Raw genomic sequence first — 14,765 nt, 5'->3', positions numbered from 1 at the left:
CGGCTTCGACGGCGTCGAACTGCACGGCGCCAACAGCTACTTGATCCACCAGTTCCTCGCCGACAACACCAACCTGCGCGACGACGCGTACGGCAGGGGCTCCATCGCCGACACCATCCGCTTCGCCGTCGAGGTCGTGCGCGCCGTCGCCGACGCGATCGGCGCCGAGCGGCTCGGGCTCCGTCTCTCGCCCGGCAACCCGCAGTTCGGCATGTCCGAGGCCGACCCCGGACCGGTCTACCGCGCGCTGCTCGACGAGATCGACGGCCTCGGCCTGGCCTACCTCCACCTCACCGACAACGACGCCTACCCCGCCCTGACCGACCTGCGCCCCCACTGGCACGGCGTCCTCATCGGCAACGTCGGCGAGAACGGCGACCCGACGACGAGGCAGGCGGGTGAAGCCCTCCTCGCCTCCGGGACCGCCGATCTCGTCTCCTACGGACGGTCGTTCATCTCCAACCCCGACCTGCCGGAGCGGTTCGCGGCCGACGCGCCCCTTCAGGAGATCGACGCGGCGCACCTCTACACCAACGGCGCGCGCGGCTACACCGACTACCCCTCCCTGGCGGACCTGCTGGTGTCCGCTCAGACCTCCACGAGGACCTGATCGAGCGATTTCCGTACGAGGTCGGGGACCTGGCAGTCCGCCGCCGGATAGCCCACCGGGATCACCGCGAACGCCTTCTCGTTCTCGGGGCGGCCGAGCACCTCGGAGAGGAACCGCATCGGGCTCGGCGTGTGGATCAGCGCGGCCAGGCCCGACAGGTGCAGCGCCGACAGCAGCATCCCCACCGCGATGCCGACCGACTCGTCGACGTAGTAGTGCTTGTGCCTGGTGCCGTCCTCACCCAGCCAGTACCGCTGCTGGAAGACGACGATCAGCGCGGGCGCGTCCGTCAGATGCGGCTTCACCTCGTCCGTGCCGAGCGGGCGCAGGGCGGCGAGCCACTCCTCGCCGAGCCGCCCGTCGTAGGAGATCCGCTCCTCGTGCTCGGCCGCCTCGCGGATACGGCGCCGTATCTCCGGATCCTGGACGAGGACGAACGTCCACGGCTGCTGGTGCGCCCCGGACGGCGCGGTCGCCGCGCACGCGATGGCGTCGCGCACGACCTGGGCGGGCACGGGGTCGGGCGCGAACTGCCGCACGGTCCTGCGCTCCCGCATCCGGTCCTTCAACTGTGCCGAGTGCGCCAGGGATTCGGCCTCGGGCATGCGCTCCGGACGGTAGGGAACGGAGCGGTAGGGCTCGCCGTGGATGGGTGTCCACTCTCGCTGCTGCTGGTTCTCAGGCATGGGTCAGATTCTGCGGTGGAAGGGGCCGCTCACGCCATGGTGCAGACCAATTTCGGAAAGGGGCGAGGGGTACGGCGCCGGGTCAGCTCCAGCCCGCCACGATCAGCGCGAGCCCGGCCGTGAACCCGGCGCCCAGCAGCACCAGATACACGCCGTAGAGCCGCCGCATCCGGTGCGCGAGGAAACCGAGGGCGCCGAAGAGCAGGCCGACGGTCAGGGTGCGGGAGCCGCGCGAGAGCGCCGAACGGGCCAGCCAGTCGGACGGCGCGACGTCGGCGCGGCCCGCCTCCCGCGCGTACACCTTGAACGGGATGCCGTTCCACGGCTGGTGGCGCACGGCCGCCGCCGACTCGACGGACAGCTCGTGGCGCACCTCCGCGCGCATCCGGTCCGTGGTCAGCGGCTGCGGCAACTGCACGCCGGACGCGGCGAGTTGCAGGGCGAGCAGCCCGCCGGCGAGGCTGCCCGCGAGCGCCGCGAGCGAGAGCTTCAGGGCCCGCCGCGGCACCGCGACACACGCGATCGCCAGGAACAGTTCCGGCATCAGCGGCCAGCTCAGGGCCTCCGCGCACGCCCACGCGAAGCCGAGCGCGAGGCCGAGGCGGGAGCCCGCGACGGCCGCGATCCGCTTGCGCGCGCGGGAGTCGGCGAGCGGTTCGCCGGTCGTACGGTGACGCAGCGCCGCCACCGCCTCGCGCGCCTCGTCCGGCGTGGCCGACGCGGGCAGCGGCGCTCCGATGGCGACCCGTACCAGCGCCGGACGGAGCCTGCCGTGCTTGGGCAGCAGCCGGTCCGTGCCCGCGATGGCGACCGGCACGACCGGGACGCCCGCGTGCGCGGCGAGGACCAGCGCGCCCCGGTGGAACGACCCCAGCTCGCCGTCGCGCGCCCGCGTGCCCTCCGGGAAGAGGACCACGGCACGGCCCACGCGCAGGTCGTCCGCCTTGGCCAGCAGGTCGTCCATGCCGCCGCCCGTGCGGCGCACCGGGAAGCCCGCGGCCAGCCGGCTGCAGATCCGCCTGCGCCACGGCGAGGCGAACCAGTAGTCGGCGGCGGCGCCGATCGCCGGGGCGTGCCGGGCGTCCAGCGCGGCGAGCAGGGCGGCGGTGTCGGCGTGGGAGGAGTGGTTGGCGACGACGACGCAGCCACCGCGGGGGAGGCGCCCGCGGCGCGTGACCCCTCCGGTCACGGTGAGCAGGATCCACCACAGCGCCCGGCGAAGACGCGCCGCGACGAGGCCCCGCCCCGGACCCCGGGTCTCAAGCGCCGGACGGGCCGATGCCGTCCGCCGCGCGCTGTCGAGCTCCTGACCGGACCCTTCCTTCAGCCCGCGCTCCTGACCGGACCCTGCCTTCAGCCCGCTCACAGCGTCACCACCATCGTCAGCGCCAGCGCCACGAGGAGCGAGTCGACGCGGTCCAGGAGGCCACCAAAGCCCGGGAGCCAGCTGCCCGCGTCCTTCACGCCCGCCTCGCGCTTGACCATCGACTCCAGGAGGTCGCCGAGGACGCAGCCGACGAGCACCGCCGCCCACACGACGAGCGTGAACGCGCCGACCGCGGCGAGCGCGGCGGCCGTCGCGGCGGCGGCGCCCGCGACCCCCGCCCACGTCTTGTTCGGCGACAGCGGCGAGAGCGGACGGGACAGCGGCCCCCTGCGGCCGAGCGCCGTGCCGCCGCACCACGCGCCCACGTCCCCGAACGCCACCGCGACGCCCACCGCCACCGCCGTGTCGCCGAGCAGCACGAGGCCGGTCAGCGAGACGGGGATCCACAGCAGGCCGAACACCGTGCGGCACGCGCGCGTGAAGCCCGTGGCGGTGTCCCCGGACAGGAGCGCCACCGACGCGGCGGCGACCAGGAGCACGCCCGCCGTCCGCGGGTCGAGGGCTCCGGGCGCGGCCCAGGCCAGACCGGGCAGCGCCACGGCCCCCGCCCCCAGGACGAGCCGCTCGCCCGGGGGCAGCCCCGCCATCCGCGCGTACTCGCCGACCGCGACCACCCCGAGACCGGCCGCGAGCGCGAACGCCCCCGCCCCGCCCAGGAAGAACGCGCCGAGGAACAGCGGCGCGGCCAGCGCCCAGGTCCGCCACCGCTTGCGCAGCTCGGTCCGCATCCGCACCCGCGAGGGCAGCGCCGCGACCGCGACCCCGCCCGCGCCGAGCACCCCGGCGACCACGGGCACCGCCCGCCCCGCGGCCTCCCCGGCCACGAACACCGCGCTCACCGCGCACCCCGGACGCCGACGGAGGCGTCGGCGCCCGCCGAGGACTCCGTGCCCAGCTCCCGCCACAGCCGCCCGCACCGCAGCGCCGCCGTCAGGAACGAGCCCGCCGCGATCACCGCGAGCACCGGCACCGCCCACCCGGACGCCGCCGCCACCACGACCAGCGCGCAGCGCTCCGTCTTGCCGACCGGGCCGCCGTTCAGGCGCCCCGCGCCGGCCGCCGCGCCCGCCAGCGACACCCAGGACGGCAGCGTCGCCGCGAGGCCCGCCGCCACCACCAGCCACAGCGGGGCCAGCGGCAGGAAACCCGCGAGGACGATCAAGTCGGCCGCACGGTCGCCCAGTTCGTTGAGCAGCGACCCCCGGCGCGTCGTGCGCCCGGTGTCACGGGCCAGCGCGCCGTCGAGGTTCGCGAAGGCGAGGCGCGCGGCGAGCAGCACCGCCACCAGCGGTGCCGAGACCCCGAAGGGCAGCAGGCCGAGGGCCGCGGCCGCGCCCGCCGCGCACACCACGCCCGCCGCCGTGAGGGTGTCGGGCGACACCTCGCGGCGCACGAGTGCGGCACGCACACCGGACAGCTTGTCCGCGTACCAGGGCTTGAGAGCGTAGAGGCCGTTCATGGCACCGACTCTGCCGCCGGGCGGGCGCGGGTGGATCTGCGTGCGTACTCAGATCGGGGCTGAGTACGGTAGGTGCGTGAACACCCTGCGTACGGCCCACACCAGCGATCTGACGGCGGCCGAACTGCGCGCCGCCCGCGCCCTCATGGACGAGGCGTTCGACGGCGACTTCAGCGACGAGGACTGGGACCACGGACTCGGCGGCATCCACGCCGTGGTGCACGACGGCGCGGGCGCGCTGCTCGCGCACGGCTCCGTGGTGCAGCGCCGGATCCTCCACAATGGCCGTTCCCTGCGGGTCGGTTACGTCGAGGCGGTCGCGGTCCGCCCCGACCGGCACCGGCAGGGTCTCGGCGGGCAGGTGATGGGCGCCCTGGAGCGCGTCATCGACGGGGCGTACGCGCTCGGCGCGCTGTCGGCGTCGTCCGAGGGCGAGCGGCTCTACCTCGGGCGCGGCTGGGTCGAGTGGAAGGGCGCGGTCGGCACGCTCGGGCCCACGGGCGCGATCCCCATGCCGGACGAGGACCCGCCCCTCCTGTGGCACGCGGACCTCGACCCGGCGCACGAGCTGCTCATCGACTGGCGGGACGGGGACGTGTTCTGAGGGTGTGTCAGGCCTCCGTGGCCGCGCGGACGATCATCTTTCCGCGGTTCTCGCCCCGCAGCATTCCGAGGAAGGCGTCGACGATGTGCTCGAACCCCTCGACCACCGTCTCGTCGAGGCCGACCCGCCCGCTCTGCAGGTGCGGCACGACGAACTCGTACAACTCCTCTTCTACGTCACGGTGGTTGGCGACGAGGAAGCCCTCCATGCGCAGGCTCTTCTCGACGATGTCGGGGAGGTTGCGCAGCGCGTACGGCGCGCCCGTGGCGTTGTACTGGGCGATGGTGCCGATCCGTACGATCCGCCCGTACGCGCGCAGCGAGGAGATCGCCGCCTCCAGGTGCTCGCCGCCGACGTTGTCCATGTAGACGTCGATTCCGTCGGGCGCCGCCTTCGCGAGGAGGTCGGCCGTCGGGCCCGCGTGGTAGTCGAAGACCTCGTCGTACCCGACGTGCTCGGTGAGGTGGGCTGCCTTCGCCGCCGTGCCCGCGCTGCCGACGATCCGCCCCGCGCCCATCAGGCGCGCGAGGCGCCCGGTCGCCGTGCCGACGCCGCCGGCCGCCGCGGAGACGAACAGGTCCTGTCCCTCACGCAGTTCGGCGACGCGGGTCAGGCCGACGTACGCGGTCAGGCCGGTGCCGCCGAGGATGCTCAGGTGCGCGGAGAGCGGCACGCCGTCGAAGCGGGCGACGCGGCGGGCCTCCTCGGGGGTGACGACCGCGTGCGTGCGCCAGCCCCGGCGGTGGAAGACGATCTCGCCCTCGGGCAGCGCGGGGGTGCGGGAGGCGATGACGCGGCCGAGCGTGCGGCCCTCCAAGGGGGCGTGCAGCGCGAAGTCGCCGTCCATCATCTCGCGGTGGTACGGGTCCACGGACCAGTAGAGGCTCTCGACGAGGGCGGTGCCGGGCGCGGGTTCGGGCACCGCCGACTCGACGAAGGCGAAGTGCTCGGTGGTGGGGAAGCCGTGGGGGCGGGCGGTCTGGTGGACGGTGAGCGCGGTGGCGTCGGTGTTCATGGCGCAGACGGTAGGAAGGAATGCGGGGCCGGGGGAGAGGGGTGCGCTCATGGAACGGCCCGTACCATGAGGTCCCCTCATAGAAGCAGGTGAGCCCCTTGGCGAGCGCCCCCTCAACGGGCAAGCCCCCCTCAACGGGCAAGCCCCCCTCGCCGAGGAAGCCCTCGTCGGCGAAGTCGACCGCGGCGAAGTCCACCCCGGCGAAGGCGCCCCGCCCCCCGAAGGCGTCCGTCGCCACCGCCTCGCTGCCCGCCGACCTCGCCCCGCACGAACTCCGCATCCTCGTCGCCGTCGACAGCGAGCGCGGGTTCTCCGCGGCGGCGCGGGCGCTCGGGCTCACGCAGTCCGCCGTGTCCCACTCGATCCGCGGCACCGAGCGCAAGATCGGCGCGGTCCTCTTCGAGCGCGGGCGCAAGGGGGCGACGCCGACGCCCGCCGGTGTCGCCGCGGCCGCCCATGCCCGCCGGGTCCTGCGGCTCCTGGACGCCCTCGTGGCGGAGGCGCGCGGCGCCGGGCGCGGCGAGGTCACCGGGCCCCTGCGCATCGCCGCCTTCCGCAGCGCGGCCCTGCACCTGCTGCCCGCCGCCCTCGCCCGGCTGACCGCCCGCCACCCCGGCATCGAGCCCGAGGTCCGCGTCGTGCGCGAGCTGGGCGCGGGCACCGCGGGCGAGGTCGCCGAGGGCCGCGCCGACGTGGGCATCGCGACGATCGGCCCGTCCTCGCCCGTGCCCGCCGGGCTCATCGGCGACGTACTCCTGGAAGAGCCCTACGCGCTCGTGCACCCGGCGGGCCACCCCGACCCGCGCGCGCTGCCGCTGGTGGACTGGCACGAGAACTGCGGCTCGTACACCCGGGAGTGGTGGCGCCGGCAGGACTGGATCCCCCGGGCGACCGTCCTGACCGAGGACGACGGAGCGGTGCTCTCGATGGTGGGCAACGGTCACGGTATGGCGATCATGCCCGCCCTCTCGCTGACCGGAGCACCGGACACGATCGAGATCAGTGATCTCGGAACGGACCGCCCGACCCGCTCCGTGGGCTATGTCACCACCCCTGAGCTGGCCTCTTCCCTCGCCGTGCGGGCCCTGATCCGCGAGCTGAGGGCGGCCCGCGGGTGAGGCCCGTCTCAGATAGTAGGAAGTCCGAGTAATTGTGGAGACAGACGCTCCGTCCTCCCTTAGCTTTGTAGGAGCCGAACGTCTCGCTCGATCAAGCGAATGGCGGTCGTGAGCCGGAGCCCCACGCAGGCGAACCCTGCCGCTCCGCCGCTCCCCGCCCTTTCCGGCGTCTCGAATACACCCTTCCCTCAAGGAGTGGATCTCCCATGGCCGAGACGACCGTCCGCCGAGTCCGTCACGTCTCCCGTACGACCGACACCGAGCGCAAGAACGCCGCCGCCGCCCTCCAGCGCGCCCTCGACCGCAGGGACAACGGCGGCGAGACGGGGCACTGAGCCCCGGCGGGTCACCGAGTCCCGCGTACGACATCGAAGTGGTCGACGCGCTCGCCGCTCTCGGCGAGCGCGGAGACCGCCAGCTTCGGGTGCGCTCCGGCCGTCACCTCCACCGCGAGGAAGGAGAAGCCGGTGTAGCGCACCCGTGACCACTCCACGGTGTCCGGGTGCGCGGCACGGGACGTCGTCCAGTGGAAGGTCGCGACGTGGTCGTGATCGTGGACGTTGCCCTCGTAGCTGTCCCTGACACCGGGGCCGAACCCGTAGAGGTCCTTGCCCGCGCCGCCCGCGGTGACGTACACGATGCCGTCGCGCGTCGGATCGGTCGACGCGCCGACCGGCACGGGCCTGCCGACCTCGCCGCCCTTGACGGCGTCCGTGCGTTCGTAGACGTGGTTGTGGCCGTTGATCACCAGGTCCACCTGGTGCTGGGTGAACAGCTCCAGCCACGCGTCGCGCACCCCGCCGTCGGAGGCGTGCGTCGACGTCGAGTACACGCAGTGGTGGAAGAAGACCACGATGAAGTCGACGTCCTCGTCGGCGCGCAGTTCGCCGAGCCGCCGATCGAGCCACGCGGTCTGCTTCCCGTCCGAGTGGCCCCTGTTGGCGGGGATCTCGTACGAGACGTCGTTCGCGTCGAGCGCGACGACGCCGACGTTGCCGTACCGGAAGGAGTAGACGCCCGGCGCGTTCCTCGGGTCGAAGCCGTTGTCGGGCAGCGACCAGCGGGCCGACTGCCCGCCGTAGCCGTTGGGCGAGTACCACGCCTCCATGTCGTGGTTGCCGGTCGTCACCATCCACGGCACCGACTTCGCGACGGACTCCGTCTGCGCGAGGAAGGTGTCCCACACGCGCGCGTCGTAGGTGTCCGACTCCTTGCCGTGCCCGGTGGTGTCCGCGTAGCAGATGTCGCCCGCGTGCAGATGGAAGGCCGGGTTCTGGCCCAGGATCACCTGGTCGTTGGCGAGCGCGTGATAGCTGACGCCCTGGTCGCCGAAGGCGGTGAAGACGAACGTCTCCGGCCGCGCGGGCGCGGTCGTGAACGTGCCGAGCGTCGCCATCCGCTCGGGCGACGCCGGGTCGAAGCCGTCGTGGCCGACGCCGTAGTAGTACGTCGTGCCGGGGGCGAGGCCGTCGAGCGCCGCGTGCAGGTAGTACTGCTCCACCGCGGGCAGCTTCTTCGACAGCGCCGGGGTGTGCAGGTCGCGCACCTCCGCCCCGATCTTCCGGCTCAGCTCCCAGGGCTTCGAACCGATGCGTACGTAAGGCGACTTGACCGCGAACGGCACCTGCCAGGAGATCCGCATCTGCGTCCTGGGGTCCGCCCCGAAGGCGAGGTGCCGGCCGAAGGGCGCGACCATCCTGCCGTCCACCTCCACCGGCGCGGCCGGGGCCGCCGCCGTCCGCGCGGGGGAGGAGCCTTGGCCGTACGCGCTGCTCGAACTGCCCGCGAGCAGGCCGGTGCCGCCGGCCGTCCCGGCCGCGGCGAACGCACTCGCGAGCACCCGGCGCCGGGAGAGCTTCCCGCGCAGGTAGGCGTGCTGCTCGGGCATGCTCATCCGGGCCGCGAGCCGTTCCGGGATGCCGACCTTGGGGGTGTCCATGTCGGAAGACGTTCCCGGCGGACGCCAACTCCGGGCGGGCGCCGAGGTGAAGAGCGGGTGTCCATGTGGTGGCGGGCGGACCGGGTGACCAGGGGTGTCCGCATGCCGGACGCCGAGTGTCATCCCCTGGGACGGAGAGTAGGGTGCCGTCATGTCTCGCAGCATCAATCTCGCAGTCATCCCCGGAGACGGCATCGGCCAAGAGGTCGTGGCCCAGGGGCTCAAGGTCCTCAACGCCGTGCTCCCGCAGGACGTGAAGCTGGAGACGAAGGAGTTCGACTTCGGCGCCAAGCGGTACCACGCCACCGGTGAGACCCTCACCGACGCCGACGTCGAGGCCCTCAAGCAGCACGACGCGATCCTCCTCGGCGCGATCGGCGACCCCTCGGTGCCGTCCGGCGTCCTGGAGCGCGGCTTCCTGCTGAAGCTCCGCTTCCTCTTCGACCACCACGTCAACCTGCGGCCCTCGAAGCTGCTCCCGGGCGTCGCGACCCCGCTCGCCGGCCAGCCCGAGATCGACTTCATCGTGGTCCGCGAGGGCACCGAGGGCCCCTACACGGGCAACGGCGGCTCGATCCGCACCGGCACCCCGCACGAGGTCGCCACCGAGGTCTCCGTCAACACCGCCTTCGGTGTGGAGCGCGTGGTCCGCGACGCCTTCGCTCGCGCCCAGGCCCGCCCGCGCAAGAAGCTGACGCTGGTCCACAAGAACAACGTCCTCGCCTACGCCGGTCACCTCTGGACGAACGTCTTCAACAAGGTGGCCAAGGAGTTCCCCGAGGTCACCACCGACTACATCCACGTCGACGCCGCGACGATCTACCTCGTCACCGACCCCGGCCGCTTCGACGTGATCGTCACCGACAACCTCTTCGGCGACATCATCACCGACCTCGCCGCGGCCGTCTCCGGCGGCATCGGCGTCGCGGCCTCCGGCAACATCAACCCGAGCCGCGAGTTCCCGTCCATGTTCGAGCCCGTGCACGGCTCGGCCCCGGACATCGCGGGCCAGGGCAAGGCCGACCCGTCGGCCACCGTCCTGTCCGTCGCCCTCCTGCTGCGCCACCTCGGCTACGAGACCGAGGCCGCCCGCATCGAGGAGGCCGTCTCCGTGGACCTCGCCGAGCGCGGTGACACCGTCCGCAGCACCGAGCAGATCGGCGACGCGCTCGCCGTACGAGTAGCGGGCTGACCCGGCTGCTCCCCACCGCAAGAAAGAAGCCGCCGGGTCCGACAAGGCACCCGGCGGCTTCTCGTATGCGGTCCCCGGGTGTCACGATCGACCCCCGGGCCGCATTCATGCCGTTTCTTCCTCAGGGCCCCGCGAGCGATAATCGAACGTGGGGCCGTGAAAAACAGGGAAGCTCGGACGTCCTCGTACCGGACGTACGGACGTGAGCGCGGTCCGTCACCATCACACCGTGAAGGACGAAGTACTCATGACGACGACGCCGACCATCGAGCTCAAGCCCTCCTCGACGCCACTGGCCACCGCCGAGCGCGAGGCGATCCTGGCCAGTCCCGGGTTCGGCCGCCACTTCACCGACCACATGGTGACGATCAAGTGGACGGAGGGCCGCGGCTGGCACGACGGTCAGCTCGTGCCGTACGGCCCGCTCGCCCTCGACCCGGCGACGAACGTCCTGCACTACGCCCAGGAGATCTTCGAGGGCCTGAAGGCCTACCGCCAGCCCGACGGCACGGTGGCCACCTTCCGCCCCGACGCCAACGCCCGGCGCTTCCAGGCCTCCGCGCGGCGCCTCGCCATGCCGGAGCTGCCCGTCGAGACGTTCATCGAGGCGTGCGACCTGCTGGTCCGCCAGGACAAGGACTGGGTCCCGGCGCACGGCGGCGAGGAGTCCCTCTACCTGCGCCCGTTCATGATCGCGACCGAGGTCGGCCTGGGCGTGAAGCCCGCCAACGAATACCTCTTCGTCGTCATCGCCTCGCCCGCCGGCGCCTACTTCCCCGGTGGCGTGAAGCCCGTCTCGATCTGGCTCTCCGAGGACCGCGTGCGCGCCGTGCCCGGCGGCATGGGCGACGCCAAGACCGGCGGCAACTACGCCGCGTCGCTGCTCGCGCAGGCCGAGGCCGCGGAGAAGGGCTGCGACCAGGTCGCCTACCTCGACGCGGTCGAGCACAAGTGGGTGGAGGAGCTGGGCGGCATGAACCTGTACTTCGTGTACGGGGACAAGATCGTCACCCCCACCCTCACCGGTTCCATCCTGGAGGGCGTCACCCGCGACTCGCTCCTGGCCGTCGCGCGCGACCTCGGCTACGCGTCGGAGGAGGGCCGCGTCTCCATCGACCAGTGGCAGCGCGACTCCGAGAACGGCACCCTGACCGAGGTCTTCGCCTGCGGCACCGCCGCGGTCATCACGCCCGTCGGCACGGTCAAGTGCAACGCGGGCGAGTGGCAGCAGAGCGGCGGCGAGCCGGGCGAGGTCACGATGAAGCTCCGCGACGCGCTGCTGGACATCCAGCGCGGCACGGCGAAGGACCAGCACGGCTGGATGCACGACCTCGGCTGAGGTCCTTGCTTCGAAAGGGGCCCGGCCCCGGGGTGTCGCACCCCGGGGCCGGGCCCCGTCGTTTCCGTACGGGCGGTCCGTGGCCTGCCGGTCCTCAGTCCTCCGCCGTGTCCTCGTCCTTCTTCTCGTCCTTCTTCTCGCCCTCGCCGGCCGACTCCCCGCCCGGCGCGTGGCTGAAGACGTCGACCAGGCCGAGGACCGCCGAACCGGCCCCCTTCGCCGCGCGTACGCCGAGTTCGATCAGTTCTTCCATGGGTGATGCTCCCCCTGTTGCTGTCCGTGGCCGTTCTCGTGGCCGTTTCCGCTGGTCAAGGCGGTCTGGTCAGGCTACGAGATCCGGGGCGGGGGCGGCGCGCGGGGTGAGTGCCAGGTAGGTCACGCCGCCGACGAGACCGGACAGCAGGAAGCTGCAGTCGACCCCGCCCGTCAGGGACAGCAGCGGGCCCTCGTACGAGGGCAGGGAGACCGCGAGCAGGCCGACGGCCGCGCCGAGGGCCCAGGCCGCGGTGGCCCGCGGGTTCCAGCCGCCCCGGTACCAGTAGACGCCGCCCCGGGAGCGGCGGTTGAAGACCTGGAGGGCGTCCGCGTCGTACTCCCCGCGGCAGCGCGCGAAGCCGATCAGCGTGATGACCGCCCAGGGCGTGCCGATGGCCGTCAGGAGCAGCACGAAGGACGTCATCGCGTCCTGCGCCTCCCACGCGTAGTGGCCGACGAAGACGCAGGCCGTGGCCGTGACGGCGACGGTGTACGTGGCGCGGGCGCGCGAGGCGCGGGGCAGGATCGCGTCCAGGTCGAGGCCCATCGAGTAGAGCATCAGGCCCGCGTTGCCGACCGAGCCCGCGGAGGCGGCGAGCAGCAGCGGCAGCAGGTACCAGGAGGGGGACGCCTCGACGAGCCCGCCCGCGTAGTCGAGGGCGGCGCGCGCCGCGTACGCCGTGAACGTGCCGAAGAGCTGCGGGACGAGCAGGCCCGCGAGCAGGCCGAGCCAGGCCGCGCCGAGCACCGCGCGGGAGCCGTGCCGGACCGGGGAGATGTAGCGGGTGTAGTCGCCGAGCAGCGTGATGAACGCGACCGGCCCCGACAGGCCCGCCGCGACCAGGGCGAGCAGCCAGGTCGGCCAGAACGAGCCGAGCGCGTAGCCGCCCGCGCCCGGCAGCGCGGACGTCGTGAAGTCCGGTGCGTACGCGACGAGTCCGAGGACCAGGAGCGCGGTCATGCCGACGGCCAGGACGCGGGACAGGCGCAGCAGCACGCGGTATCCGAAGACCGCGCCGATGACGGTGGCGGCGGCGAGCACGGCGTAGACGACGCCGTACGAGAGTCCGCCGGCGGGCAGGCCGAGCAGGCGGTGCAGGGTGCCCACCATCACGTCGCCGCCGATCCAGATGGTCAGCGCGGTGTAGCCGAGGGAGAGCAGCAGCCCCACGACCGAGCCGACCAGCCGCCCGCGCACCCCGAACTGGGCGCCGGAGGAGGTCGAGAGGTTCGTGCCGGTGCGCAGGGAGACCAGGGCGAGCGGTGCCGTCAGGGCGGTGCCGAGCACGGTGCCCGCCACGACCGCGCTCACCGACTGCCACCAGTTCAGGCCGAACGACACCGGCAGCCAGCCGAAGATGATCACCCCCAGGCAGAGGTTCGAGCCGATCAGGATCGACACGAGGTCACGAGGGCCGCTGGTGCGCTCCTCGTCCGGGATGGTGTCGACTCCGCGCTGTTCTATCGGCATGAGGGTGCCCCTGACGCTCGCTGGTCCCGATGGTTGCCCTAGTTTTGAGCAGCGCTCAATCTGACGCGAATGTGTACTCCACGTCAATGCTTCCCGCGTGCGGATTCCATGGTTAGAGTGATGCTCTAAAAACCGAACCATGATCGGGTACAGGAAGGAACGGAGCGTGCGACTGACGCCTACCGAACGCGACCGGCTGCTGCTCTTCGGGGCAGCCGAGCTCGCCAGGTCCCGCAAGGCCCGGGGCCTCAGGCTCAACGTCCCCGAGGCGACCGCGCTGATCGCCGACACGGTGTGCGAGGCCGCCCGCGACGGCGTCCGGCTCGCCGAGGCCGTCGAGCGCGCCCGGTCCGTGCTCGGCCCCGACGACGTGCTGCCCGGCGTCGCGGACGTGGTGACCGAGGTGCACGTGGAGGCCGTCTTCGACGACGGCTCGCGCCTCGCGGTCGTCTCGGACCCGATCGGCGCCGGACTCGGCGAGCAGGCGCCCGGCGCGCTCCTGCCCGGCCCGGCGCACGCGGACCCCGAGCCGGTCGTGACGCTGACCGTGCACAACACCGCGACCGTGCCCGTCTCCGTGACCTCGCACTTCCACTTCTTCGAGGCCAACCCGCGGCTCGACTTCGACCGCGCCGCCGCCTACGGCCTGCGGCTCGCCGTCCCCGCCGGATCCTCCGTCCGCTTCGGGCCCGGCGAGAGCGCCGACGTGGGGCTGCTGCCGATCGGCGGCGAACGGATCGCCATCGGCTTCGCGGGCCTGGTGGACGGGCCCCTCGACGCGCCGGGCGCCCGCGAAGAGGCGCTGCGCCGCGCCGCGGCCTGCGGCTACCTCGGCGTACCCGACACGACTGAGCAGGAGGCCGAACGATGAGCCGCCCCGGAGGACACCCCGCCGAACCGCGCCGCCTCACCCCGTACGAATACGCCGCCACCCACGGCCCCCGCGCGGGTGACCGGGTCCGGCTCGGTGACTCCGGGCTGACGATCCGGATCGAGTCGGACGCGCAGCGGTACGGCGACGAGTTCCTCGCCGGGTTCGGCAAGACGGCCCGTGACGGGCTGCACCTGAAGGCCGCGGCGGTCCGTGACACCTGTGACGTCGTGATCAGCAACGTCGTCGTGATCGACGCCGTGCAGGGCATCCGCAAGGTGTCCATCGGGATCAGGGAAGGCCGCATCCACGCCATCGGGCGGGCCGGCAACCCCGACACCCTCGACGGTGTCGACGTCGTCGTCGGCACCGGCACGTCCATCGTGTCGGGGGAGGGGCTCATCGCCACGGCCGGTTCCGTGGACACGCACGTCCACCTGCTCTCGCCCCGCATCATGGAGGCGTCGCTCGCGTCCGGCGTGACCACGATCATCGGCCAGGAGTTCGGTCCGGTCTGGGGCGTGGGCGTCAACTCGCCGTGGGCCCTTCGCCACGCGTTCAACGCCTTCGACGCCTGGCCGGTCAACATCGGCTTCCTGGGCCGGGGTTCCTCCTCCCACGACGCCCCCCTGATCGAGGCGCTCGCCGAGGGCGGCGCGTCCGGCTTCAAGGTCCACGAGGACATGGGCGCGCACACGCGTGCCCTTGATACGGCGTTGCGGGTGGCCGAGGAGCACGACGTCCAAGTCGCGCTGCACAGCGACGGGTTGAACGAATGCCTCTCCGTCGAGGACACCTTGAAGGTCCTGGAGGGGCGGA

Annotated in this window: 16 protein-coding genes; 8 read left to right on the top strand and 8 right to left on the bottom strand. The window is 72.8% G+C overall.

Annotated features, from left to right (window positions below; translation table 11 throughout):
* The coding region (locus AOK22_RS34820; RefSeq protein WP_482255565.1) for an oxidoreductase at nt 1–610 on the top strand (610 nt) is incomplete at its 5' end.
* Here the strand turns inward: AOK22_RS34820 and AOK22_RS34815 are convergent.
* The 4 genes from AOK22_RS34815 to AOK22_RS34800 form a co-directional block, all read right to left on the bottom strand.
* On the bottom strand, nt 589–1,296 hold the full coding sequence (locus AOK22_RS34815; protein ID WP_055702704.1) for a nitroreductase family protein: 708 nt from the start codon (nt 1,294–1,296) through the stop codon (nt 589–591). The genes AOK22_RS34820 and AOK22_RS34815 overlap by 22 nt on opposite strands.
* Nucleotides 1,297–1,378: 82 nt before the next feature.
* Nucleotides 1,379–2,485, bottom strand: coding sequence for a lysophospholipid acyltransferase family protein (locus AOK22_RS34810; protein ID WP_055702707.1), 1,107 nt, complete (start codon nt 2,483–2,485; stop codon nt 1,379–1,381).
* A gap of 173 nt (nt 2,486–2,658) precedes the next feature.
* A complete protein-coding gene (locus AOK22_RS43295; protein ID WP_055702703.1) occupies nt 2,659–3,522 on the bottom strand; it encodes a phosphatidate cytidylyltransferase in 864 nt (287 codons plus the stop codon).
* Nucleotides 3,519–4,142, bottom strand: coding sequence for a CDP-alcohol phosphatidyltransferase family protein (locus tag AOK22_RS34800; RefSeq protein WP_055702702.1), 624 nt, complete (start codon nt 4,140–4,142; stop codon nt 3,519–3,521). The genes AOK22_RS43295 and AOK22_RS34800 overlap by 4 nt, the downstream gene beginning before the upstream one ends.
* A 34-nt stretch (nt 4,143–4,176) precedes the next feature.
* Between AOK22_RS34800 and AOK22_RS34795 the strand changes: the two genes are divergently transcribed.
* Complete coding sequence (locus tag AOK22_RS34795; RefSeq protein ID WP_425264106.1) at nt 4,177–4,746, top strand: GNAT family N-acetyltransferase; 570 nt, start codon at nt 4,177–4,179, stop codon at nt 4,744–4,746.
* A 7-nt stretch (nt 4,747–4,753) separates the two neighbouring features.
* Here AOK22_RS34795 and AOK22_RS34790 read toward each other — a convergent pair whose 3' ends face one another.
* Entirely contained in the window at nt 4,754–5,761 is a 1,008-nt protein-coding gene (locus AOK22_RS34790; protein ID WP_055702700.1) for an NADP-dependent oxidoreductase, read from the bottom strand.
* Between the two features lie 245 nt (nt 5,762–6,006).
* Here AOK22_RS34790 and AOK22_RS34785 point away from each other — a divergent pair, with 245 nt between their 5' ends.
* On the top strand, nt 6,007–6,879 hold the full coding sequence (locus AOK22_RS34785; RefSeq protein WP_055702706.1) for a LysR family transcriptional regulator: 873 nt from the start codon (nt 6,007–6,009) through the stop codon (nt 6,877–6,879).
* A gap of 206 nt (nt 6,880–7,085) precedes the next feature.
* Nucleotides 7,086–7,214 (top strand): hypothetical protein, encoded by a 129-nt coding sequence (locus AOK22_RS43795; protein WP_107102103.1) that lies wholly within the window; start codon nt 7,086–7,088, stop codon nt 7,212–7,214.
* An 11-nt stretch (nt 7,215–7,225) separates the two neighbouring features.
* On the opposite strand, the gene AOK22_RS34780 is transcribed toward AOK22_RS43795, so the two are convergent.
* The gene (locus AOK22_RS34780; protein ID WP_055702699.1) at nt 7,226–8,818 is read right to left on the bottom strand and encodes a purple acid phosphatase family protein; all 1,593 of its coding nucleotides are present in this window, start codon (nt 8,816–8,818) and stop codon (nt 7,226–7,228) included.
* Between the two features lie 151 nt (nt 8,819–8,969).
* On the opposite strand from AOK22_RS34780, the gene AOK22_RS34775 reads away from it, so the two are divergent.
* Complete coding sequence (locus AOK22_RS34775; RefSeq protein ID WP_055702698.1) at nt 8,970–10,010, top strand: 3-isopropylmalate dehydrogenase; 1,041 nt, start codon at nt 8,970–8,972, stop codon at nt 10,008–10,010.
* Nucleotides 10,011–10,257: 247 nt separating this feature from the next.
* Entirely contained in the window at nt 10,258–11,349 is a 1,092-nt protein-coding gene (locus AOK22_RS34770; RefSeq protein WP_055702705.1) for a branched-chain amino acid aminotransferase, read from the top strand.
* Between the two features lie 94 nt (nt 11,350–11,443).
* Here the strand turns inward: AOK22_RS34770 and AOK22_RS41660 are convergent, their stop codons facing one another.
* Together AOK22_RS41660 and AOK22_RS34765 are read right to left on the bottom strand one after the other, a co-directional pair.
* The gene (locus AOK22_RS41660; RefSeq protein WP_157872381.1) at nt 11,444–11,602 is read right to left on the bottom strand and encodes a hypothetical protein; all 159 of its coding nucleotides are present in this window, start codon (nt 11,600–11,602) and stop codon (nt 11,444–11,446) included.
* A 69-nt stretch (nt 11,603–11,671) separates the two neighbouring features.
* Complete coding sequence (locus tag AOK22_RS34765) at nt 11,672–13,075, bottom strand: cytosine permease (protein WP_055702697.1); 1,404 nt, start codon at nt 13,073–13,075, stop codon at nt 11,672–11,674.
* A 166-nt stretch (nt 13,076–13,241) separates the two neighbouring features.
* Between AOK22_RS34765 and ureA the strand changes: the two genes are divergently transcribed.
* Both ureA and AOK22_RS34755 read left to right on the top strand, forming a co-directional pair.
* Nucleotides 13,242–13,946, top strand: a complete 705-nt coding sequence (gene ureA, locus AOK22_RS34760) for an urease subunit gamma (RefSeq protein ID WP_055702696.1) — start codon at nt 13,242–13,244, stop codon at nt 13,944–13,946.
* Nucleotides 13,943–14,765 (top strand): amidohydrolase family protein (locus AOK22_RS34755; RefSeq protein ID WP_157872380.1); only part of this gene is annotated, 823 nt, incomplete at its 3' end. The genes ureA and AOK22_RS34755, both read left to right, overlap by 4 nt.

The sequence above is a fragment of the Streptomyces silaceus genome, assembly GCF_001419745.1.
GTDB classification, from domain to species: domain Bacteria; phylum Actinomycetota; class Actinomycetes; order Streptomycetales; family Streptomycetaceae; genus Streptomyces; species Streptomyces silaceus.
Note: the sequence above shows the minus strand (reverse complement) of the source record. Positions and strands in the feature narration are given on the sequence as shown.